18 protein-coding genes and 2 pseudogenes are annotated in these 22,679 nt (G+C 60.1%); 12 read left to right on the forward strand and 8 right to left on the reverse strand.

Annotation, left to right across the window (positions count from 1 at the left end; translation table 11 throughout):
* Positions 1 to 38 precede the first annotated feature (38 nt).
* The 3 genes from ACIOVF_RS17425 to ACIOVF_RS17435 form a co-directional block, all read right to left on the reverse strand.
* Positions 39 to 1,307, reverse strand: coding sequence for a VWA domain-containing protein (locus ACIOVF_RS17425; protein WP_401291097.1), 1,269 nt, complete (start codon positions 1,305 to 1,307; stop codon positions 39 to 41).
* Between the two features lie 85 nt (positions 1,308 to 1,392).
* Complete coding sequence (locus ACIOVF_RS17430) at positions 1,393 to 1,962, reverse strand: DUF1523 family protein (protein ID WP_401291100.1); 570 nt, start codon at positions 1,960 to 1,962, stop codon at positions 1,393 to 1,395.
* Positions 1,963 to 2,256: 294 nt separating this feature from the next.
* On the reverse strand, positions 2,257 to 3,339 hold the full coding sequence (locus ACIOVF_RS17435) for a hypothetical protein (protein ID WP_401291102.1): 1,083 nt from the start codon (positions 3,337 to 3,339) through the stop codon (positions 2,257 to 2,259).
* Between the two features lie 127 nt (positions 3,340 to 3,466).
* Between ACIOVF_RS17435 and ACIOVF_RS17440 the strand changes: the two genes are divergently transcribed.
* The 5 genes and pseudogenes from ACIOVF_RS17440 (at position 3,467) to ACIOVF_RS17460 (ending at position 7,687) form a co-directional block, all read left to right on the forward strand.
* Positions 3,467 to 3,589: a transposase gene (locus tag ACIOVF_RS17440; RefSeq protein ID WP_401291105.1), complete on the forward strand. Its 123-nt coding sequence runs from the start codon at positions 3,467 to 3,469 to the stop codon at positions 3,587 to 3,589.
* A pseudogene (locus ACIOVF_RS17445) lies at positions 3,559 to 4,094 on the forward strand (IS3 family transposase); the annotation flags it as partial. The gene ACIOVF_RS17440 and the pseudogene ACIOVF_RS17445, both read left to right, overlap by 31 nt.
* A pseudogene (locus ACIOVF_RS17450) lies at positions 4,036 to 5,007 on the forward strand (glycerate kinase); the annotation flags it as partial. The pseudogenes ACIOVF_RS17445 and ACIOVF_RS17450, both read left to right, overlap by 59 nt.
* Positions 5,008 to 5,331: 324 nt before the next feature.
* Entirely contained in the window at positions 5,332 to 6,579 is a 1,248-nt protein-coding gene (locus ACIOVF_RS17455) for a TerD family protein (RefSeq protein ID WP_401291108.1), read from the forward strand.
* An 823-nt stretch (positions 6,580 to 7,402) separates the two neighbouring features.
* Positions 7,403 to 7,687 carry a helix-turn-helix transcriptional regulator gene (locus ACIOVF_RS17460; protein ID WP_342624551.1) on the forward strand — a complete coding sequence of 95 codons (285 nt, stop codon included), beginning with the start codon at positions 7,403 to 7,405 and terminating at the stop codon, positions 7,685 to 7,687.
* A gap of 168 nt (positions 7,688 to 7,855) precedes the next feature.
* Here ACIOVF_RS17460 and ACIOVF_RS17465 read toward each other — a convergent pair whose 3' ends face one another.
* Positions 7,856 to 9,103 carry a ribonucleotide-diphosphate reductase subunit beta gene (locus tag ACIOVF_RS17465; protein WP_045195614.1) on the reverse strand — a complete coding sequence of 416 codons (1,248 nt, stop codon included), beginning with the start codon at positions 9,101 to 9,103 and terminating at the stop codon, positions 7,856 to 7,858.
* A 232-nt stretch (positions 9,104 to 9,335) separates the two neighbouring features.
* Positions 9,336 to 12,224 (reverse strand): ribonucleoside-diphosphate reductase subunit alpha, encoded by a 2,889-nt coding sequence (locus ACIOVF_RS17470; protein ID WP_045195612.1) that lies wholly within the window; start codon positions 12,222 to 12,224, stop codon positions 9,336 to 9,338.
* 768 nt (positions 12,225 to 12,992) lie between these two features.
* Between ACIOVF_RS17470 and ACIOVF_RS17475 the strand changes: the two genes are divergently transcribed.
* Genes ACIOVF_RS17475 through fhuF form a run of 3 tightly spaced genes read left to right on the forward strand, consistent with a single transcriptional unit; the run spans position 12,993 to position 15,861 of the window.
* Positions 12,993 to 13,715 carry a response regulator transcription factor gene (locus tag ACIOVF_RS17475; protein WP_195884845.1) on the forward strand — a complete coding sequence of 241 codons (723 nt, stop codon included), beginning with the start codon at positions 12,993 to 12,995 and terminating at the stop codon, positions 13,713 to 13,715.
* Positions 13,712 to 15,328, forward strand: coding sequence for an ATP-binding protein (locus ACIOVF_RS17480; protein ID WP_045195608.1), 1,617 nt, complete (start codon positions 13,712 to 13,714; stop codon positions 15,326 to 15,328). The genes ACIOVF_RS17475 and ACIOVF_RS17480 overlap by 4 nt, the downstream gene beginning before the upstream one ends.
* A complete protein-coding gene (fhuF, locus tag ACIOVF_RS17485) occupies positions 15,325 to 15,861 on the forward strand; it encodes a siderophore-iron reductase FhuF (protein WP_052676498.1) in 537 nt (178 codons plus the stop codon). The genes ACIOVF_RS17480 and fhuF overlap by 4 nt, the downstream gene beginning before the upstream one ends.
* A 3-nt stretch (positions 15,862 to 15,864) precedes the next feature.
* On the opposite strand, the gene ACIOVF_RS17490 is transcribed toward fhuF, so the two are convergent.
* Together ACIOVF_RS17490 and ACIOVF_RS17495 are read right to left on the reverse strand one after the other, a co-directional pair.
* On the reverse strand, positions 15,865 to 16,566 hold the full coding sequence (locus ACIOVF_RS17490) for a 4'-phosphopantetheinyl transferase (RefSeq protein ID WP_045195606.1): 702 nt from the start codon (positions 16,564 to 16,566) through the stop codon (positions 15,865 to 15,867).
* Between the two features lie 184 nt (positions 16,567 to 16,750).
* Entirely contained in the window at positions 16,751 to 17,542 is a 792-nt protein-coding gene (locus ACIOVF_RS17495; RefSeq protein WP_401291115.1) for a dienelactone hydrolase family protein, read from the reverse strand.
* A 142-nt stretch (positions 17,543 to 17,684) separates the two neighbouring features.
* Between ACIOVF_RS17495 and ACIOVF_RS17500 the strand changes: the two genes are divergently transcribed.
* The 4 genes from ACIOVF_RS17500 (at position 17,685) to ACIOVF_RS17515 (ending at position 22,025) form a co-directional block, all read left to right on the forward strand.
* A complete protein-coding gene (locus ACIOVF_RS17500) occupies positions 17,685 to 18,287 on the forward strand; it encodes an outer membrane protein (protein ID WP_045195603.1) in 603 nt (200 codons plus the stop codon).
* 114 nt (positions 18,288 to 18,401) lie between these two features.
* Positions 18,402 to 19,079: a response regulator gene (locus ACIOVF_RS17505; protein ID WP_045195602.1), complete on the forward strand. Its 678-nt coding sequence runs from the start codon at positions 18,402 to 18,404 to the stop codon at positions 19,077 to 19,079.
* On the forward strand, positions 19,076 to 20,431 hold the full coding sequence (locus ACIOVF_RS17510) for an ATP-binding protein (protein ID WP_093380262.1): 1,356 nt from the start codon (positions 19,076 to 19,078) through the stop codon (positions 20,429 to 20,431). The genes ACIOVF_RS17505 and ACIOVF_RS17510 overlap by 4 nt, the downstream gene beginning before the upstream one ends.
* Positions 20,432 to 20,702: 271 nt before the next feature.
* Positions 20,703 to 22,025 carry a dicarboxylate/amino acid:cation symporter gene (locus tag ACIOVF_RS17515; protein ID WP_045195599.1) on the forward strand — a complete coding sequence of 441 codons (1,323 nt, stop codon included), beginning with the start codon at positions 20,703 to 20,705 and terminating at the stop codon, positions 22,023 to 22,025.
* Between the two features lie 124 nt (positions 22,026 to 22,149).
* Here the strand turns inward: ACIOVF_RS17515 and ACIOVF_RS17520 are convergent, their stop codons facing one another.
* Complete coding sequence (locus ACIOVF_RS17520; RefSeq protein WP_045195598.1) at positions 22,150 to 22,644, reverse strand: SprT family zinc-dependent metalloprotease; 495 nt, start codon at positions 22,642 to 22,644, stop codon at positions 22,150 to 22,152.
* Between the last annotated feature and the right edge of the window lie 35 nt (positions 22,645 to 22,679).

A 22,679-nucleotide genomic window follows, 5' to 3' on the forward strand; every position in this document is an offset into this window, starting at 1 on the left:
AAGCCGCGGCATTAAACTGCCGCAGCCTCATGCAATTGCTAACCGATGATCCCTTTCGACTTGGCTTCCTTAAGCCATGCCGGGAACTCTTTCATCAGCTTATCGTACAAAGCGTCTTCAGTAAGGTCATGGAGGTCATCCATTGCGAAGAAGCTGCAGTTGTCGACAACTCGGCCAGCCAAATCGTCGAGTCGCTCCAGGATGCCGTAGCCTCGCCCACCCAAACCAACAATCTGCCAGAAGAACGGCCGGCGGGAAGCTTCTATCATTAATTGTGTGATTTCACGGTTCTGATGCACGCCGCCGTCACTGATGAAGATGATGTAAACCGGGGTCTTGTTCCCGGCTTGACTGTAGTAGTCCATCACCATTCGCATCGCTCTGGGTTCATCGTTGATGCGCTGGCCAACATCCCACTTGCGCCACCCACCGTGATCGGTGTCGATGTAATTGGCGTAGTTCGACAGATTGGCAGGCGAGAGCTGCACAGGCTTGGCACCAAAGGCGAAGACATCGAGCTCGGCGTCATCATCAAACGCCACGGCAAGTGGCATCAGGCGATTCAGGGCCTCCTGAACGCGGCCGCGGCTGTACTGCCCATTCATGGACCCTGAGGCATCGAGGACGAAAGCAATCTTCGCTTTCACTGCGGTGAGGTTGTTCTTCTCGAGGCTGATCTGTGCTTTTTTCGCCAGGCTGATCAATGCTGGTGCTTGAGCAGCGACCTTTTTCTCGAGAGAGAATGTGGCCTGGACGGGAGGCGGTGCAGTCGTTGCCGGGGAGACAGGTGCAGGCTCATCATCGACCTCGCCCCCGAAATGGCGCACCAGTGCGCCCAGACCCTCGCTGAAACCCTGTAGGTTGGCTTGCAGACGCCATTCACCACCCTTGCGGTAAACGTCGGCGACCATGATCGCTTTCTCCACGCTAAAGGTACTGCCGGAAAACTCGCACGTCGCAGCGCTAGGAGCACCAGGTCCACTTATAACGAAGCGACTCGATGAGATGTCCTTCATAGCACCAGCGCCATCGATGGCGGCCGTGAACACCATACGGTCGATCGTTGCCGGCAGCGCGGCCAAGTTGATCTCAAACTGACCGGGGCCGTTCAACCTGATTGCATCCGCAGGGGCAGAGGGCTGGTTGAAAAACACCATAAAGCGGTCGTCAGACAGCTTTGACTGAGCATCAAGGCCAAAGCAGGCTACGTCGATCTCATGGTTTGACTGGATGGAGACCGCAATCGTGAGGCGATCAGAGATACCAATGCTGGACAGCGGCAGGCGCTGGCCCTGTGTAATTTGCATACTGCGTCCTTTTGGGTCAGGTCAGGCATTGTGTTGCCAGGACAAGCGTCCTGGCGGGCCTAACTCAGCTTAACGCCTAGGAGGTTTAATTCGATGGGGGGTTAACCGAATCGCGCGGAACCATTGGCCTATTACTGCGGCGGAGTTTACGGCGCACGAGGAGGGTGGCTGAAATCACCAGGATGAGCAGCACGCTGAAAAAGATGATATTGAAGATCGGAAGCGGTTCGGACTTGCTGGTAGTTGCTTTGATGTCGGTGATGTTTGGGAACATTGAGAAGATCTGGAAGCGCCAGCCGTAGTATCGAATCACGGCCAGTTGATTTGGGTCTCTCGAGTAGTCTTGGGCCTTGGCCTGCAGATCGGCACTATCGAATTTGAAGTACCAGGGGAATCCCCATCCGGTGTCTTCATTGCGATAGACCACTACTTCACGCTTCGAGTCGGTCGAAACGGTATTGATGAAATACACGTCCCGTGTTGGTCCATCTGCCGGGTTTTCCGCACTGATTACGCCATCCGCATCCATGCGCTTGACCTCGACCCCGGTGACATGAACGATCTCATGCCGCGGCAAGTAGTGGTGGAAGCACAGAGCGGCTAGTGCAATCAGCACCAAGCTGAGGATACCAATCGTACGTTTTACCCAGGGCATAAAGTGATCACTCTTTAGAAATTGGCAAATATGCAGGGAAATTGGTCCAGCTGCGCTGGAGAGTTGTTGCAAACTACTTCACGTTTCTATCGGCTGCTGATGCTGCCATAACAAGTCGATGGGGCCTAGCTGTTCCCCACCCATCGATTTCGGCGCTGAAGCCACTTGGCCGCCTAAAAGGGGGATTGTGGACCGCGCGCGGTCTAGCTAGGCACAATCATCGGCCGAGCGTATAGAGATCGCGTTGCGTGGGGAAAAGTGCGCGTGCGCCGGGGGCGCACGGCAGGTGATGGGCTAGGGCAGTTCAGGCACCCGGTTGAACTCGAGGCATTCGCCTACGGAGGTGAACTTTGGGTTACGACAGATCCAGACAGTCAGAGCGCTGTATGCAGCAGAGAGGGCAGCGATCATCGCCATGGTAGCTTTTCGCTCGCGACGATTACGCGAATCGGCCCTGGCCTGTGACTCGCCCTTGCGGCGCGTACTGGAGAACAGCGATGCAATCAGCAGTCCGATGACAGCGTAGAACACAGAAATTAGTGTCAGCTTTGCCATGATGGTCAGGAAGATGCTCAGAGCGCCTCGGTTGTTTTTCACCGTTGAGTAGACCGCATAGGAGATAGACAGTACGAAGCCGGCAATCACCGATATGGTTGAGACCATACCTGGCATCTCCAGCCATCGACATATCCCGGCAATTACGATCCCTAGGGCGGGAAGCAAGTTCGTGATCAGAGCATCGGTATAGTCACTGTAGATGGTCGCTGACCCACGATGATGGCGTACAACAGCCCAGGCGGAGAGAAGAAAGCCCAGCACCAGGGTGTATTTCCAACCAGGCCCATTGATGAACCACGTTGTCACCGGGTTTGCCTGCTGAGTATTGGCGCCGTTCGCGTGGACTGCTGGCACATTGGAGGCCGTTTGCGAAGGCGTACGCTGTAACGGTTGGGCTGATTTACGCTGCTGCTGAGCCAGAACGGCCTTTTGTCTTTCGCGCTCAGCATCGTCAGCGTAACGCTGCGCAGCGGCTCTTTCATCTTGAGCCTGGCGCGCTTTGATCTGTTCGTCTCGGATGATGCCTTCGAGTGCCTGAATCCGATTGCCGAGGGCTCGATCAAGGCATGTCTGGTCTTGGCACTGGTTGCGAACCACCAGCCACTGTCTCTGCGTCTGACGCAGGCCTTCGGGATTTGAAGAGGCTGAGATGGCCTTCGTGTAGGTTCGATTGAGAACTTCATCGACTCCAGATAGATAACCGTCGCGGCATATCTCCGATTCCGCAAAGCCCGACGCTTTTGAACAGTCAAAGCTTGCTGCTGAGACGCTCCCCACACTGAAACCTAGCACCAGCGCCAGTGCGCCCTGTGTAAACATGTCCATCTCCTTAAGACTGCTAACCCTGACTGTTCATGTATCGGCAGCCGGACATTTAGGTAAAGTGAATCGCCCCGGGTTTCGTAGAAACCTCTTTGCCTTAAACTGAACCCAATTAGGAGGTTCCATGAGCAACCCGCGTTACCCCGAAGAACTCAAAATCCAAGCGGTCAATCAAGTGACTGAAAAGAAGCTGCCTGTCGCTGATGTGGCAGCACGTCTTGTGGTCGGCATCGTGTGGCGAGGCTGATACGTCTCGAAGGTCTGCGTTGTCAGACCGGGTATCGACGACGCCCTGGAAAGCACGGCGGTAAGCCAGCGGTCGCCTCACCCAATTTGCTGAAGCGCCAGTTCGATGTCGTAGAGCCCAACAAAGTTTGGGTCACTGACATCACCTACATTCGTACGTATGAGTGCTGGTTGTATTTAGCTATGGTGCTGGATCTGTTTTCGCGTCAGGTCGTTGGCTGGTCAATGAAGCCGCGGTGACCAGTGATTTGGCCATTGTTGCGTTATTAATGGCGGTGTGGAGACGAAAACCGAAGCAGGAGGTGATGGTCCACTCCGACCAAGGCAGCCAGTACAGCAGCTCCGATTGGCGCAGTTTTTTGAGGGCAAACAATTTGGTTGCCAGTATGAGTCGCCGAGGCAACTGTCATGACAATGCTGTGGCCGAGAGCTTGTTCCAGCCTCTAAAACGGGAGCGAATCAAGCGGAAAATCTACACCACGCGGGAATGTGGTCACGGCAATGTGGGGTTGGCTTGCAGACACACGCACCGCTGTGATCGAGATGGCAGAAGCCAGCGGCCTTCACCTCGTGCCTGCCGGCCAGCGCGACGCAACGCTAGCTTCAACGTTCGGTACCGGCCAGTTAGTGCAAGCGGCACTTCAGGCTGGTGCTCACCGGATAATCATGGGCTTTGGCGGAAGCGCAACTAACGATGGTGGTGTAGGTATGCTTCGCGCACTCGGCGCCAGGTTCCTTGGCGAGTCTGGTACTGAGTTACCGGCCGGCGGCCTGGCGCTTCAGCATTTGACCAATATCGATCTTGAAGGCCTGGACCCACGCCTGCAGGACGTCCAGTTTGAAGTCGCCTGTGATGTCGACAACACCCTCACCGGTGAGAACGGGGCTTCCCATGTCTTCGGCCCGCAGAAAGGGGCTTCCCCATCCCAGGTCCGTGAGCTCGACTTAGCGCTAGGCGTCTATGCTGACGTGGCGGCTGAATTGCTGGGCAAGGACGAGCGGAATGCACCAGGTGCAGGAGCAGCGGGCGGAATTGGGTTTGCCGCTAAGGCGTTCCTGAACGCTGACTTCCGCCCGGGTGTGCAATTGGTAGCTGATCTGGCCGGCCTGGCAGATGCTGTGCAGGGAGCTGACCTTGTGATCACCGGCGAAGGTAAATTGGACCAGCAGACCCTATTCGGCAAAACCCCAGCTGGCGTGGCGGCTGTAGCATCTGCCGCAGGCGTTCCTACGATCGCCATTGCCGGCACTCTGGGCCAGGGCTACCAGCAGCTGCGTGAGATAGGCATCGTTGCAGCGTTCTCAATCGCCTCCGGGCCTATGTCGCTGGAGTACGCGTGTGCTAACGCTGCTGAGCTTCTTCGAGATCGTGCTTTTGACGTGATTAGCGTATGGGGTCTAGGGTGCGCGAACGCGTAGGGGCAGCTCGAGCCTACTCTCGCAGCGGGACGTCATGTCCCTTGCAGGCCTACCCCTTTAATCCACTACAGATCCTATGACCAACTTGCTACCGTGCTGAGAAGTACGTGTAGCAAGCTTGCGATGCCGATCAGAAATCGCTGATCGATCATGAAGATTGCCAGTGGCCAATCCCTTGCTTACACGCACCTTTCAGTTGCGTGTTTGCCAGGAGTGGGTTTACTCCGCCGGCGCCTAAACGTTTCGATCTTCTGTTCTGGCTTTCTTCTTGCGGAGGACTCGTTACACTGAAAGATTAGATACCAATGGAATAGGCGATCAATTTTGACTCTATCTATTAAACCAGGCGAGAACACGAGCCTCAGTGTTGCCAATGGCCAAGTTTTGGTGACGCATGCGGCCGGGGCAAATCTGGATGTGAACCTGACGGCCTTTCTGGTGACTGACGCCGGTAAGGTACTCGATGATAGCGGCATGGTGTTTTTCAATGCGCCAGAACATGCGTCGGGATCCGCAGCATTTTCGCCACCAATCAACCAGGCAGGGAAGGTGAGTCACAGCATCAGCTTTGATCTAAGTCGACTCCCCGGGAACATCAGCAAGATCGCTATTACGCTCACCCAGGACGGAAGTGGCGGCGACTTCGCACAAGTGAAGGACCTCAGGGCCAAGGTCGAAAGCGGTGACCAAGTCATCGAACTCACCCCTGGCTCGTTTGAAGGCGAGACGGGTATCACTGTGCTTGAACTGTACGTTCGTAATGGCCAGTGGAAGATCCGCGCGGTGTGGCAAGGATTTGCCTCCGGTCTGGCCGGGCTCTGCAATATGTATGGCGTCGAGGTGGATGACGAGCCGCCGGCACCGGCACCAGAGCCTGTCCAGCCAAAGCCAGTCAATATCACCAAATCTGTCGTCACCCTCGAGAAGCCTGGAGCTTCTCACAAGGTGTCGTTAGAGAAAGGTGCAACTGCTCCAAAGGTAATCAAGGTCAGCGCGACTTGGGTGGATAATGGGGACGGTCGCGATAACGATGACCTTGACCTGCGCATTGGCATTCTGCGGCCGGACGGCCGGATGTCTATCATCCAGGCCCCTGACAAGCGTGGAGCTCTTGGGTCTGACCCCTACGTCTTCCATACCGGCGATGTGGTTAGCGCCAGCGCATCTGCGCCGGGGGTCGAAACCGTGGAGATCAATCCCGAGATTTCCCACTTAATGGGGGGCAGGGTGGCACTGGTCTGCAGCGTCTATTCCGCCGTCGACAATGGTGCGGTCTCAGTAGCTTCGCTGAAGCCCAAGATGCGCATGGAATATGGCGACCAGATTGTCGAATGCGCTTTTGAGTTCAAAAGCGGGTTCTTCAGCAGCATGGTCTATACGTACGTGCTGGGAACCATTGAAATCGAGGGTGATGCCATCACGATCAGCCCAAGCGGTATCACTTCAAAAACCGGGTCTGAAGCTACGCCATGGTTGACTCGTAAGGGTGGCAACCTGGAACTCACTGTCGATGGTCCACAGGTGTTCAAAGGCCGGCCGATTGAGCGCAGCGGTAAGAAACAGTACTTTTGAGGTTTGAGCTGGCGCATAAGATAGCAACTGAAGTGCGCCAGCCAATCTACGGTCATCAAGAAGTGAGTTGAAATGCATCTAATATCGAAAATGCTAGTCGTCGCGCGCGGGCAATAGCTAATTTAAGTTCTGCAAATAAGTGTGGCGTTTGCACGTTTCCAGGCTGAAATCCGAAGCCCAGGAATTGCAGCTTGGCAAGGTGATTAGCGATGGCTCGGTTTTTCTGATTTAGCCGGACGTTTGGAACGCGCTTTGTACACTGTTTTCAGGTTGTGCTGCTCTTGGGCTTTGCATCTCCCGAATACACGGTCCTCATAGTAGATTTCCGTAGGGGTGTGGTAGATGATCATGTTTGGGACCTCATATTCATCTAGGCTTACTTCAAGCTTGCAGAGTGCCTCCGTGCGCCAAAGCTGGGTTTGGTTAGCATGAGGAGGAGTGGATATAACAATTTGCTCAATTCTTAGCTGTTCGTCTTGTTGACAGCACACCAGAAAATCAAGGAGTGCTCGCGGTGTCGCGAGGAGTACTACACCTACGGTTACGCTGGACTCCCCTCGCTGCTTCGCATGCACGTGGAAAAATGTCTCACTGGTATCAACTCGGGGCCAGCTTTTGTAGTCGGGGTCGACCTTACCTATAAGAGTAATGATTTCTTCCTGGGGATCTGAAACGAACACGGTTTGAAGCCTCGATTAAAGCGGTGATGAAATGGGGCGGTACTGATTAATTTACAGAGCAAATAATTTTCTCATATATGCTGTATGCAGCATAGTGTTTGTGTGCGCATCAGGGCTTTATCGTTCCTTTTGTGGATAACAAGATGGAACGCAAGTTGGCTTTCGGCTCTGCGCTAAAAGAAGTGCGGGTGAGAAAGGAGATCGCACAAGAACAGCTTGGGGCAAGCCAGTCTTTTGTCTCCACAGTAGAACGCGGGATTCGCAGCCCGACGATCGAAAAAATGGAAGAATTTGCTGAGCGGCTAGGCGTGAATCCTGCGACCTTGATTGTTGTGATGCAGGTTGGCCTGGGTGGAGATGAAGACGCGCTTTTGAACGAAATCCGGGATGAAATTAAAGCTCTGAAGCGGATGGGTTCTGAGGCTTAGCTTTAGGAGCGCGTGCCCGTGAGTCCGGATGCAAAAAGCTATATGCAAAAAAGCCACCTTTGCCCTTGCGGCGTAGGTGGCTTTTTCATTTCGTGCGCTTATTTGGTGCGATCAGTCTCAGATTTCTGAAAAAAGTCTCAGTCATCGTGAAAAGTGAAGGCAGGGAAATCAATCCCAGCTCAACGCCCCACCAGTCTGATACTCGATAACCCGAGTCTCGAAGAAGTTCTTCTCTTTCTTCAAGTCCATGATCTCGCTCATCCATGGGAACGGGTTGGTGGTACCTGGGTACTCTTCCTTCAGGCCGATCTGCGACAGGCGACGGTTGGCGATGAACTTGAGGTAGTCCTCCATCATCGCTGCGTTCATGCCCAGCACGCCGCGCGGCATGGTGTCGCGGGCGTATTCGATTTCCAGCTGGGTGCCCTGCAGGATCATCTGCGAGGCTTCTTCCTTCATTTCGGCATCCCACAGGTGCGGGTTTTCGATCTTGATCTGGTTGATCACGTCGATACCGAAGTTCAGGTGCATGGACTCGTCACGCAGGATGTACTGGAACTGTTCGGCAACGCCAGTCATCTTGTTGCGACGACCCATGGACAGGATCTGGGTGAAGCCGCAGTAGAAGAAGATGCCTTCCAGGACGCAGTAGTAGGCGATCAGGTTGCGCAGCAGCTCTTTGTCGGTCTCGACGGTGCCGGTGTTGAACTCAGGGTCGGAGATCGCGCGGGTGTAGCTCAGGCCCCAGGCGGCTTTTTTAGCGACCGACGGGATCTCGTGGTACATGTTGAAGATCTCGCCTTCATCCATGCCCAGCGACTCGATGCAGTACTGGTAGGCGTGGGTGTGGATCGCCTCTTCGAAGGCCTGGCGCAGGATGTATTGGCGGCACTCGGGGTTGGTGATCAGGCGGTACACGGCCAGGGCCAGGTTGTTGGCAACCAGGGAGTCGGCGGTGGAGAAGAAGCCCAGGTTGCGCATGACGATGCGACGCTCGTCGTCGGTCAGGCCTTCCGGGTTTTTCCACAGGGCGATGTCCGCGGTCATGTTGACCTCTTGCGGCATCCAGTGGTTGGCGCAGCCGTCCAGGTACTTCTGCCAGGCCCAGTCGTATTTGAACGGTACCAGCTGGTTGAGGTCGGCGCGGCAGTTGATCATGCGCTTTTCGTCAACCGCGACGCGGGCAGCAGAACCTTCCAGCTCAGCCAGGCCTTCGGCGATGTCGAGTTTGTCCAGGGCCGCCTTGGCGCGTTTGACCGCTTCGGAGTCGTCGGCAGTCACGGCGCGCGCTTCCAGGGCAGCAACACCGCCAGCGTTATCGAGCTTGTCGATGCCTGCGGCAGCAGCTTGAGTGGCGGTAGTGCCTTTTGCGGCTTCTTCGCCTTCGTCTTTATCGAATTCGTCCCAGCTCAGCATGGTGGGTCTCCTGCTTGAGGGCCATATCAGTATGGCCGGTGGATCTTGGTTGCGGTGCTTGCGGTTGGGTACTGCGGTGCACGCAAAAACTTGGAATGCTTCCCCGGGCTGAGGCCCTCGGGGGAGGTCGGGGTGGCCCCGACCTTGTTGTTCGGCGCTTTGGAAAGGGGGCGGCAGGGCCGGCCCTTTCGCGGGTCAAGCCCGCTCCTACAGGGAGCGGGCCTTCAGGCGCTTATTGGCAGGCTTCGCAATCCGGCTCGTCGATCGCGCAGGCCTTTGGTACCGGAGCAGGGCCGGCTGGCGCTGCCTGTACCGGGGCGCTGTCGCCACCGCTGGAGACGGCGTTGAGCTTGCCGGTGTTGATGGTCGACTTCTCGGTGCTGGTCGCGGCCAGGGCACGGAGGTAGTAGGTGGTTTTCAGACCACGGTACCAGGCCATGCGGTAGGTCACGTCGAGCTTCTTGCCCGAAGCGCCGGCGATGTACAGGTTCAGCGACTGGGCCTGGTCGATCCACTTCTGACGGCGGCTGGCGGCGTCGACGATCCACTTGGTTTCCACTTCGAAGGCGGTCGCGTAGAGGTCTTTGAGCTCTTGCGGAATGCGCTCGATCTGCTGCACCGAACCGTCGTAGTACTTCAGGTCGTTGATCATGACCGAGTCCCACAGGCCGCGGGCCTTGAGGTCGCGAACCAGGTACGGGTTGATCACGGTGAATTCGCCCGAGAGGTTCGATTTCACGTACAGGTTCTGGTAGGTCGGCTCGATGGACTGCGATACGCCGGTGATGTTGGCGATGGTCGCGGTCGGCGCGATGGCCATGATGTTCGAGTTACGAATACCTTTTTGTACGCGGGCACGCACCGGCGCCCAGTCCAGGGTTTCGTTCAGGTCGACGTCGATGTACTTCTGGCCACGGGCTTCGATCAGGATCTGTTGCGAATCCAGCGGCAGGATGCCTTTGGACCACAGCGAGCCCTGGAAGGTCTCGTAGGCGCCACGCTCGTCGGCCAGGTCGCAGGACGCCTGGATGGCGAAGTAGCTGACCGCTTCCATCGACTTGTCGGCGAACTCGACGGCAGCGTCGGAGCCGTAAGGGATGTGCTGCAGGTACAGCGCGTCCTGGAAGCCCATGATGCCCAGGCCGACCGGACGGTGCTTGAAGTTCGAGTTACGCGCTTGCGGCACCGAGTAGTAGTTGATGTCGATCACGTTGTCGAGCATGCGCACGGCGGTGTTGACGGTGCGCTGCAGCTTGGTGGTGTCCAGCTTGCCATCGACAATGTGGTTCGGCAGGTTGATCGAGCCCAGGTTGCAGACCGCGATCTCGTCCTTGTTGGTGTTCAGGGTGATCTCGGTGCACAGGTTCGAGCTGTGCACCACGCCCACGTGCTGCTGCGGCGAACGCAGGTTGCACGGGTCCTTGAAGGTCAGCCATGGGTGGCCGGTCTCGAACAGCATCGAGAGCATCTTGCGCCACAGGTCTTTGGCCTGGATGGTCTTGAACACCTTGATCTTGTTGTACTCGGTCAGGGCTTCGTAGTACTCGTAGCGCTCTTCGAAGGCCTTGCCGGTCAGGTCGTGCAGGTCTGGCACTTCCGATGGCGAGAACAGGGTCCACTTGCCGTCATCGAAGACGCGCTTCATGAACAGGTCAGGGATCCAGTTGGCGGTGTTCATGTCGTGGGTACGACGACGGTCATCACCGGTGTTCTTGCGCAGCTCGATGAATTCTTCGATGTCCAGGTGCCAGGTTTCCAGGTAGGCACAGACAGCGCCCTTGCGCTTGCCACCCTGGTTAACGGCGACGGCGGTGTCGTTGACCACTTTCAGGAACGGCACGACGCCCTGGGATTTACCGTTGGTGCCCTTGATGTAGGAGCCCAGTGCACGCACAGGGGTCCAGTCGTTGCCCAGGCCACCGGCGAATTTCGACAGCATGGCGTTGTCGTGGATCGCGTGGTAGATGCCCGACAGGTCGTCCGGCACGGTGGTCAGGTAGCAGCTCGACAGCTGTGGACGCAGGGTACCGGCGTTGAACAGGGTCGGGGTCGAGGCCATGTAGTCGAAGGACGACAACAGGTTGTAGAACTCGATGGCACGGGCTTCTTTGTCTTTCTCTTCCAGTGCCAGGCCCATGGCCACGCGCATGAAGAACACCTGAGGCAGCTCGAAGCGTACGCCATCCTTGTGGATGAAGTAGCGGTCGTACAGGGTCTGCAGGCCCAGGTAGGTGAATTGCTGGTCGCGCTCGTGGTTGATCGCCTTGCCCAGTTTTTCCAGGTCGAAGTCGGCCAGGGCAGGGTTGAGCAGTTCGAACTCGACACCCTTGGCGATGTAGGCAGGCAGGGCCTTGGCGTACAGCTCGGCCATTTCGTGGTGGGTGGCGCTCTCGGCGACTTCGAGGAAGCCCAGGCCTTCGGCGCGCAGGGTGTCCATCAGCAGGCGGGCGGTCACGAACGAGTAGTTCGGCTCGCGCTCGACCAGGGTACGGGCGGTCATCACCAGGGCGGTGTTGACGTCGGTGAGGGCCACGCCGTCGTAGAGGTTCTTCAGGGTTTCGCGCTGGATCAGGTCGCCATCGACTTCGGCCAGGCCTTCGCAGGCTTCGCTGATGATGGTGTTCAGGCGGTTCATGTCCAGTGGCGCCAGGCTGCCGTCGGCGCGGGTGATGCGGATGCTTGGGTGCGGCTGCACGCCGGCGTCTTCGGCGTGGCCACGGGTGGCACGCTCCTTGGCACGCTGGTCGCGGTAGATCACGTAGTCACGGGCGACTTTCTGTTCGCCGGCACGCATCAGGGCCAGTTCGACCTGGTCCTGGATTTCTTCGATGTGGATGGTGCCGCCCGAAGGCATGCGACGCTTGAAGGTCGCGGTGACTTGTTCGGTCAGGCGGGCAACGGTGTCGTGGATGCGCGACGAGGCGGCGGCGGTGCCGCCTTCAACTGCGAGGAACGCTTTGGTGATGGCCACGGTGATCTTGTCATCGGTGTAGGCGACGACAGTGCCGTTACGCTTGATCACGCGCAGTTGGCCCGGAGCGGTGGCAGCCAGATCCTGGTTCGAATCAGCGGCCTGCGGCGCCAAAGCCTGCGGGTTCTCGCGAGTTGTGTCGGTTTGCATGGGTGTCTCCACGTTCTCTAAGTATGTTTAGGCGCTTTGTGAGCGCCAACCGTTCCGTCCGAAAGCCCAACAACCGACCTTGAGGGCGCGCAGGAACGAGCGTTCCGGCATGCCGCACAGGTCGGGCATACTCACTTCGGGACAGTTCAGGAATTAGGGCAAATGCTTGCCGCTCCCTGGCCGAAGTCAAAGGTCTTGAATCTACGACTCAAAACTGTTGCTGTCGGGTGTGCCGATGGCTTGCAACACCCGTACCCGAAACAACACCCTCCAAGGGTTTGCAACGGAAGCCTGCGCAGGAGCGGTTTGGCTGCTGATCTCTTCTAAAGTTCCAGCAAAAAATCTAGCCGTTGAGGGCTTGAGTTCTCTGCTTGACTTGTGCTTGGGATTTTCAGGAAACCCCAAGATGTAGTGTTTTGTTTCGCTTGGGATACAAGATAATGCGGTCTTGGGGGTAATGCAAGGTCGCGGTCTGTGGATAACTTGTGCGTATTTTGTGAGTGATTTCACTCAACCCCTTGTAGGCCGCGTCTTAGCGCGCAATGACCGCCCGTCACCGATTTTTTCGCGGGGCAAAGGGTCGCAGGCGGATTTTGCGGGCGCGAACCCTATCACAAAAAATCGGCTTGTCCGAGCGCCTTGCCCACTGGTTTTTTACTGCGGGTAACGGCGGTTGGCAGGCGCCGGTACCCGACGTAGTATCCGGGGCCAATGTTGCCTTTTGGTGATCTGGGCACTCTTTATAACAACAAGCTGTTGAGGTGAGCCGTGGAGCAGAGCAGTCGGGTATTGATCGTCGAGGATGACCAGCGGCTGGCTGACCTGACCCGTGAATACCTGCAGGCCAATGGCTTTGTCGTGGACGTGGAGGGCGATGGCGCCCGGGCGGCGGCGCGAATCATCGCCGAGCAGCCCGACCTGGTGATCCTCGACCTGATGCTGCCTGGCGAGGACGGCCTGAGTATCTGCCGCAAGGTGCGCAAGCAGTACCCCGGGCCGATCCTGATGCTCACCGCGCGCAGCGACGACCTCGACCAGGTCCAGGGCCTGGACCTGGGCGCCGACGACTACGTGTGCAAGCCGGTGCGCCCGCGCTTGCTGCTGGCACGCATCAACGCCCTGCTGCGGCGCAGCGAGGCTGCGGCCGAGCCGCAAGTACCGCAAGCTTTGCAGTTTGGCCCGTTGCGGGTCGATAACACCTTGCGCGAGGCCTGGCTGTACGACAGCGGCATCGAACTGACCAGCGCCGAGTTTGACCTTTTATGGCTGCTGGTAAGCAACGCCGGGCGCATCTTGTCGCGCGAGGAGATATTCACCTCCCTGCGCGGCGTCGGCTATGACGGCCAGGATCGATCCATTGATGTGCGTATTTCGCGCATCCGCCCGAAAATAGGCGACGACCCGGAGCATCCACGGATGATCAAGACCATCCGCAGCAAAGGCTACCTGTTCGTTCGTGAAGCGGCCCAAGCTATGGGCCAGGTGCCATGAACTCGATCTTTTTGCGCATCTATGGCGGCATGCTTGCCGCCCTGGTGCTGGTGGCGGTGCTTGGCGTGCTCAGCCTGCACCTGCTCAACGAGGTGCGCGCCGGCCAGTACCGCGAACGCCTGGCCCACGGCACCTTTACCCTGATGGCTGACAACCTGGCGCCGCTGGATGCTGTCGAGCGCAAGCGCGCGCTGTTGATCTGGGAGCGCCTGCTGGGGATTCCCCTGGAGTTGCAGGCGCTGAGCAGTACTGCGCTGGACGGTAGCCAGCGCAGCGGCTTGCAGCGTGGGCAGGTACTGGTCGAGAAGACCGGCCCGCACGCGGCCAAGGTGCTGCGCCAGGTCGGTGATCAGGATTTGCTGCTGGTCGGTGAGGTGCAGCAGATCAGCGAGCAACTGGCCCGCGCCACTATTTATCTGCTCGCCGATGAACTGGTGCGCTACCCGGTGGCCGAGCAGCCCCAGCGCCTGGCCGCCCTCAAGCAGAGCAAGGGTTTTGGCTTCGACCTGCGCCTACAGCGGGTCAACCAGACCGACATGGACGAAGACCAGCGCCGGCGCATCGATGAAGGCGACACGGTGATGGCCCTGGGCAAGGACGGTGACTCGATCCGCGTGTTCGCCGGCCTGGTCGGAACGCCCTGGGTACTGGAAATCGGCCCGCTGTACCAGATGAACCCCTATCCGCCGCAGTTGCTGGTACTGATTGCGGTGCTGGGCCTGTGCCTGATCGGCCTGATCGTCTACCTGTTGGTGCGCCAGCTGGAGCGGCGCCTGTCGGGGCTTGAGGCCGCGGCAACGCTGATCGCCCAGGGCAGCCTGGAAACCCGCGTGGCGGCCGACGACGCCGACTCGGTCGGGCGCCTGGCCGCAGCGTTCAATGGCATGGCCGAACACCTGCAGCGCTCGCTGACCATCCAGCGCGAGCTGGTGCGGGCGGTGTCTCACGAGCTGCGCACGCCGGTTGCGCGCTTGCGCTTTGGCCTGGAGATGATCGCCAGCGCCAGTAATGACCAGGCCCGGGACAAGTACCTGACTGGCATGGACGGCGATATCCAGGACCTCGACAAGCTGGTCGATGAGATGCTCACCTACGCGCGCCTGGAGCAGGGCGCGCCGGCCCTGCATTTCCAGCGCGTCGACCTGGATGCCTTGCTCGACCAGGTGATCGCCGAGCTGGCGCCGCTGCGCCGCGAGGTGCGGGTGCTGCGCGGTCCCTGCCAGGGCGGCGAAAAGGGGCCGGACGGGCAGGGGCCGTGGGTCGAGGCCGAGCCGCGCTACCTGCACCGGGCGCTACAGAACCTGGTCAGCAATGCCATGCGCCACGCCGAATCACAGGTCAGCCTCAGCTATCAGCTGGGCCTGCAACGGTGCCGGATCGATGTCGAGGACGATGGCCCCGGCGTGCCGGAAAGCGTCTGGGAGCGCATCTTCACCCCCTTTACCCGCCTCGACGACAGCCGCACGCGTGCCTCTGGCGGGCATGGCCTGGGCTTGTCGATCGTGCGGCGGATCATTTACTGGCATGGCGGGCGGGCGTCTGTGGGGCGCAGCGAGCGCTTGGGCGGCGCCTGCTTCAGCCTCAACTGGCCGCGCAACCAGGACGGCGCATGAGTTCGCCGATCACCCTGCAGGCGTTGCTCGACGAAACCCGCTTCGATGCCTTGCTGCTGGCATTGTATGGCCCCGAACTGATGCCAGCGCAGCGGCCGGTGCTGGTCTCGCAGTGGTCCAAGTACTATTTCGCGCTGCTCTGGCGGACGTTGTGCGAGGGTGCAAGCCTGGCGGCTTTCAGCCAGACATCGCTGCTGCTGGATGAGCGCGGCTTGCCGCTTGCGCTGATCGCCGACGGCGCCCCCTGCCAGGACCTGCTGGCTGAGCATCTGCAACCGCTGGTTGCGCGCCTGGCCGAGCGGGGCGCGCTGGCAACGGCGGTGTTGTGGGGCAATGCCGGTGATTGCCTGGATCAACTGCTGCAAGGCAGTGGCGACAGCTCAGGCTTGCAGGTGCTGCTGTCAACGCCCGGCAGCCCTTTGTATGCCGCCGTCAGCCAGGATGCTCGAGGACGGCGTCGGCGCCGCACCTGCTGCCTGAGTTACAAGGTCGACTGGGTCGGGCATTGCGAGCATTGCCCGTTGCTGCCCTGAAACTCAGACGCTGACCAGGCTCAACAGCTGGTCATCCTGCAGGCAGAACTGCCCCTCAAGCTCCCGGCCGTGGTGCCAGTGCGCCGACAGGTCGGTCAGCAGGCGCAGGCGCGCATGGCCGTCTGCGGACCACTCCAGCACTTCGGCATGCTCGAAATAGAAGCGCTGCTTGACGATCGGGTAGAGCGCCTTGAACAGGCTTTCTTTCAGCGAGAAGGTCAGGGTCACGGTCAGGCCTACCTGGCTGGGGTCCATACGCTGCAGTTCGGCGTCAGTGAGAATCTCCCGGGCCAGGCGTTCGGCGCGCTCGTCGCTGAGCAGGCATTCCTGGTCCAGGCCCAGGCCCTGGCAATCGCTGCTGCGCGCCACCACGGCGGCGGCCCAGCCTTTGCCGTGGGTGATCGAGCCGCAGATGCCGGCCGGCCAGATCGGCGCGCGGTCTTCATCGGTGCCGGGGACATAGTCGCGGCCATCGAGCTGCATCAAGGCGGCGCGGGCACACACCCGGCCGGCCAGGTACTCGGCCTGGCGCTTGGCCACCGAGCGTTGCAGGCTGGCGGTTTGCTCGATACCGGCGCGAGCGAAGTCGTCGCTGGCAAGCAGGGCGGGGTCGAACGGGCAACTGACCAGGATCGCGCCGGGGACCGGACGCGGCAGGGGCCAGTGGTGCAGGAGCGGGGCGCAGCAGGAGGGCAGTCGGTTCATGGCTGGTATTGTGCCGTGGTGCGCGAGGGCTGACCAGACAACTTGCACGGGCCGTTCTTGTGGGAGCTGGCTTGCCAGCGATCGAGCGCAAAGGGCTCGCGATTCAGGCAGTGCATTCTGCGTCGATTGCACCGGCCACATCGCTGGCAAGCCAGCTCCCACAGAGTGCTTCACTGTGTTCGGTTTACTTGAAGATCTGCTTGAAGAACGCCTGCAAGTCCGCCCACGAGCTTTCATCCGCCGCCTTGTTGTAGCCAATATCCGGCCCGCCATGCTCGCCATGGCTGAGGCGGTCGGCATCGGGGTTGGTAAAGCCGTGCTTGGCCCCGGGAATGCTGACGAACTCATAGGTCGCCCCGGCTGCGTGCATTTCTTCCTTGAATTTCTCCACCTGCTCCGCGGTCACCATGCTGTCGCTGGCGCCATGCTCTACCAGCACTTTGGCCTTGACGCTGCCCGCTGTCGCCGGCGTGTTGGTGACCAGCGCACCATGGAAGCTGGCCACCCCGGCCAGCGCTTCACCACGGCGCGCGGCGTCGAGCACCACCTTGCCGCCGAAACAGTAGCCGATGGCGGCGATCTGCTCTTTATCGGTCTGTGGCTGAAGCTTGAGCAGTTCAACCCCGGCATCGAAGCGCTCGGCTGCCGCGCTCGGGTCTTTCAGCGCGGCAGCCATGAACGCCTGGGCATCGGCCGGGTGCTCGGTGTGCTTGCCGTCGCCATACATGTCGATGGCCAGGGCGCTGTAGCCAAGCCCGGCAAGGTCGCGGGCGCGGCGCTTGGCATAGTCGTTGAGCCCCCACCACTCATGCACCACCACCACGCCCGGGCGTTTGCCCTCGGCGGCGTCGTCGTAGGCGTAATAGCCGACCAGGCGCTTGCCATCGGCATCCTGGTAGGGAATCTCACGGGTTTGCACCGCCGCCTGGGCCAGGCTGGCGGCACCGATCAGGGCCAGAGCGAGCAGACAACGCATGGTCGTACTCCTTGATTGCAGTCGGTTTTGCTCTCAGTGCAGCTGTTCAGCCGAGGTTCAGCCAGGGTTCAGCGGCGGTTCAGGAGGGCTTGCTTACTCTAGCTTCCACACCAACACAGTGCATCACCTGGAGTACCACACGATGAAAAAGCTCAACACCCTGCTGCTCACCGTTGCTTTCCTTGGCGCCAGCGCCGCCGCCCAGGCCGCTGACACCACCTTCGCCGGCGTCACTTATGGTCAGACCAGCGACAAGATGAAAAAGTCCGGCCTGTTGACCCGCAACACTGATCACCTGAACACCGACGGCATCATCAGCAAGGACAGCACCTACGGCATCCGCGTCGGCCAGATGAACGACCAGGGCCGCTACTACCTGACCTACGACAACGTCTCCAACGATCACAGCGGCCTGAAAGTACGCCAGGAAAACCTCCTGGGCAGCTACGACATGTTCTACCCGCTGGGCAACACCACCAAGCTGTTCGGTGGCGCCAGCGCCGGCCTGACCAAGATGAGCATGGAATCCTCCGGCTACAGCCGCGATACCGACACCGGTTACGCCATCGGCCTGCAAGCCGGCGTGCTGCAGCAAGTCAGCGACAATGCCTCGGTGGAACTGGGCTACCGTTACCTGCGCAGCAACGCCAGCACCGAGTTGTCCGAACATGACGGTCCGAAAGTCGGCAGCCTGCGCCTGAACAGCAGCGCCCAGACCTACCTGTCGGCCAACTACGCGTTCTAAGTCGCCTGGCGATGTCCGAACCGGCCTGCATGCGCACGGCCGGTTCGCTGTTATTCTGCATTCGTCTACAAAATTGACTGGCCAATGAAGGCCGGCACGGGTCTGGAGGAGCGTATGAAACTGCTGGTGGTCGAGGATGAGGCACTCTTGCGTCATCACTTGTACAGCCGCTTGACGGAAAGCGGGCATGTGGTCGAAGCGGTGGCCGATGCCGAGGAGGCCCTGTACCAGGCCGAGCAGTTCAACCATGACCTGGCGGTGATCGACCTGGGCCTGCCGGGCATGAGCGGGCTCGACCTGATCCGCCAATTGCGTTCCCAGGGCAAGAGTTTCCCGATCCTGATCCTTACCGCCCGTGGCAACTGGCAGGACAAGGTCGAAGGCCTGGCCGCCGGCGCCGACGACTATGTGGTCAAACCCTTTCAGTTCGAAGAACTCGAAGCCCGTCTCAACGCCTTGCTGCGCCGCTCCAGCGGCTTTACCCAGTCGACCATTGCCGCCGGTCCGCTGGTGCTCGACCTCAATCGCAAGCAGGCCACCCTCGACGAACAACCGCTGGCGCTGACCGCCTATGAATACCGCATCCTCGAGTACCTGATGCGTCATCACCAGCAGGTGGTGGCCAAGGACCGCCTGATGGAGCAGTTGTATCCGGACGACGACGAGCGCGACCCGAATGTCATAGAGGTGCTGGTCGGCCGCCTGCGGCGCAAGCTTGAGGGCAGCAACGGCTTCAAGCCGATCGATACCGTGCGCGGCCTGGGTTATCTGTTCACCGAGCGTTGCCGATGATCCGTTCGTTACGTCTGCGCTTGATGCTGGCGGCCGCGGTGCTGGCGCTGCTGTTCATGCTCGGCTTGCTGCCGGCCTTGCAGAAGGCCTTCAGCCTGGCCTTGCAGGAATCGATCGAGCAGCGCCTGGCCTCGGACGTCACTACCTTGATTTCCGCCGCGCGCATCGAGAAAGGCAACCTGCAGATGCCGGTGCTGTTACCCGACGAGAAATTCAACCTGCCCGACAGCCGCCTGCTCGGCTACATCTACGACCGCCAGGGCAACCTGGTGTGGCGCTCACGGGCCACGGCGGATGAGAACATCAACTACACCCCGCGCTACGACGGGCGCGGCAACGAATTTGCGCGGATTCGCCAGGACAACGGCGAGGAGTTCTTCGTCTACGACGTCGAGGTCAAGCTGCTTGGCGGCAAGACCGCCGCCTTCAGCATCGTCGCCCTGCAACCGGTGCGTGAATACCAGCACACCCTCGACGGGCTGCGCGAAAAACTCTACCTGGGCTTTGGCGCGGCGTTGCTGGCGTTGCTGGTGCTGCTCTGGGCCGGCCTGACCTGGGGCCTGCGTTCGCTGCGGCAGATGAGCCGCGAGCTTGATGATGTCGAATCCGGTGCCCGCGAAGGCCTGAGCGGTGAGCACCCGCGGGAGTTGCTGCGCCTGACCGATTCGCTCAACCGCCTGCTGCGCAGCGAACGCGAGCAGCGCCGGCGCTATCGGGATTCGCTCGGCGACCTGGCCCACAGCCTGAAAACCCCGTTGACCGTGCTCCAGGGCGTCAGTGAGAGCATGGCCCAGCGCCGCGAAGACCGTGAGCAGGCGCGGGTGCTGCAAAGCCAGATCGAGCGCATGAGCCAGCAGATCGACTACCAGTTGCAGCGCGCCAGCCTGCGCAAGAGCGGCCTGGTGCGCCACCAGGTGCAGTTGCGACCATTGCTCGACAGCCTGTGCAGCACCCTGGCCAAGGTCTACCGCGACAAACATGTGCACATCAGCGTGGACGTGCCGGCCAACGCCATGGTGCCTATGGAGCAGGGCGCCTTGCTCGAGTTGCTCGGCAACCTGCTGGAGAACGCCTACCGCCTGTGCCTGGGCCAGGTTCGCATCAGCCTGCAGGCCAATGAGGCACAGGTGGTGCTGTGCATCGAGGACGACGGCCCGGGCGTGCCGCCCGACCAGCGCGAACGCATCCTCCAGCGTGGCGAGCGCCTCGACCGGCAGAACCCGGGGCAGGGCATTGGCCTGGCGGTGGTCAAGGACATCATCGAAAGCTACGACGCCACCCTGACCCTCGATGACTCGCCGCTGGGCGGTGCGGCCTTTCGCATCCGTTTTGAGCTGGAGCGAAATACCTAGGCGGATTACCGCCATCATTGTCACAAACCTTTGCATGGCGTGCGGAAATCCGCCAACCCCAGCCCCTCGACCTGCAACCTCTTTGTGCATCGCAGCCCCGTAAAACCGGGGCTTGCACCGTTAAAGCGCATTTTGGCATCGGGCTTGCTATGGACTCATCAGAGTTCTGCCAGGCAGCTCGACACAACAAATCCCTCCAGTGCAGGAGGGTTCGCGCTTTAGGTACCCCGCATCCTGGGAAGGATGAGCCGGTACCCTTGAGGAATTAGCCATGACGACGCGTCAGCCACTGTACAAATCGCTGTATATCCAGGTGTTAGTAGCGATCACCATCGGTATCCTGCTGGGCCATTACTACCCTGAAACCGGCGTGGCCCTGAAGCCACTGGGTGACGGGTTCGTCAAACTGATCAAAATGGTCATCGCCCCGATCATCTTCTGTACCGTGGTCAGCGGCATCGCCGGCATGCAGAACATGAAATCGGTCGGCAAGACCGGTGGCTACGCGCTGCTCTACTTCGAAATTGTCTCGACCATCGCCCTGATCATCGGCCTGGTGGTGGTCAACGTGGTCAAGCCTGGCGCCGGCATGCACATCGATGTCAGCACCCTCAACGCCAGCAGCGTGGCCGCTTACGCCGCCGCCGGCGCGCAGCAGACCACCGTCGGCTTCCTGCTCAACATCATCCCCAACACCGTGGTCGGCGCCTTCGCCAACGGCGACATCCTGCAAGTGCTGATGTTCTCGGTGATCTTCGGCTTCGCCCTGCATCGCCTGGGTGCCTACGGCAAGCCGCTGCTGGACCTGATCGACCGTTTCGCCCATGTCATGTTCAACATCATCAACATGATCATGAAGCTGGCGCCGGTCGGTGCCTTCGGTGCCATGGCCTTCACCATCGGCCAGTACGGCGTCGGTTCGCTGGTGCAACTGGGCCAGCTGATGATCTGCTTCTACGTCACCTGCGTGCTGTTCATCCTGGTGGTGCTCGGCGGTATCGCCCGCGCCCACGGTTTCAGCATCCTCAAGCTGATCCGCTACATCCGTGAAGAGCTGATGATCGTCCTCGGTACCTCCTCCTCGGAGTCGGCGCTGCCACGCATGCTGACCAAGATGGAGCGTCTGGGCGCGAAGAAATCCGTGGTTGGCCTGGTGATCCCGACCGGCTACTCGTTCAACCTCGACGGCACCTCGATCTACCTGACCATGGCCGCGGTGTTCATCGCCCAGGCCACCGACACCACCATGGACATCACCCACCAGATCACCCTGCTGCTGGTGCTGCTGGTTGCTTCCAAAGGTGCTGCCGGCGTTACCGGTAGTGGCTTCATCGTCCTCGCCGCAACCCTGTCGGCCGTTGGCCACCTGCCGGTTGCCGGCCTGGCGCTGATCCTTGGCATCGACCGCTTCATGTCCGAAGCCCGCGCCCTGACCAACCTGATCGGCAACGCTGTGGCCACCGTGGTCGTGGCCAAGTGGGTCAAGGAACTGGACGAAGACAAGCTGCACGCCGAGCTGGCGTCCGGCGGCTCGCCGCTGACCGACACCCGCCCGATGGATGACCTCGGTGTGGCTGAAGGCCCTGCTCGCTAACAGGCAGGCTGCGTAGCGCAAAAAGCCCATCTTCGGATGGGCTTTTTTGTGTCTGCGGGGGCTTCATCGCGGGGCAAGCCCGCTCCTGCAGATGAGGTGGGAGCGGGCTTGCCCCGCGATGCTTTTACTCCACCCGGGTCTCGCCGCTATACACCAGGGTATGGCGACAGCGCCGGCACAGGTAGCGCCGCCCCTGGCGCACCAGGCTGTGGCGTTGCGCCGAGAACGGGAAGTCGCTGCCGGCGCACGGGCAGCGGTAGATGTAGCGGGTGACCGTGCGGCGCTTGACCGCGTAGTTGTGGCAGCGGTGTGGCGGCAGCTCGTACACGCCGCGCATGATCAGTTGCCATTCCTCGCCATGGGGCTGGATACGCTCGCCAAACAGTTGGTGGGCCACCAGGTGGGCGACCTCGTGGGGTACGGTCTGCTTGAGGAAGTCTTCGCTGTTTTCGCGGTACAGCTGCAGGTTGAAGCGCAGCAGGTTCTCGTGCAGGTGCGCGACGCCGGCCTTCTGGCCGCGCAGCTTGAAGCTGACTTCGGGGCGCGGGAAGGGCCGTTTGAAAAAGGTTTCGGCTTGCTGGTAACAGGTTTCGACGCGGGATTTGAGCAGTTCGGGCATATCGGGGAACACTCCTGGCCGACAATTATGCCGCA

This window comes from Pseudomonas sp. NPDC087612 (assembly GCF_044743505.1).
In the GTDB taxonomy this organism is placed as follows: Bacteria; Pseudomonadota; Gammaproteobacteria; order Pseudomonadales; family Pseudomonadaceae; genus Aquipseudomonas.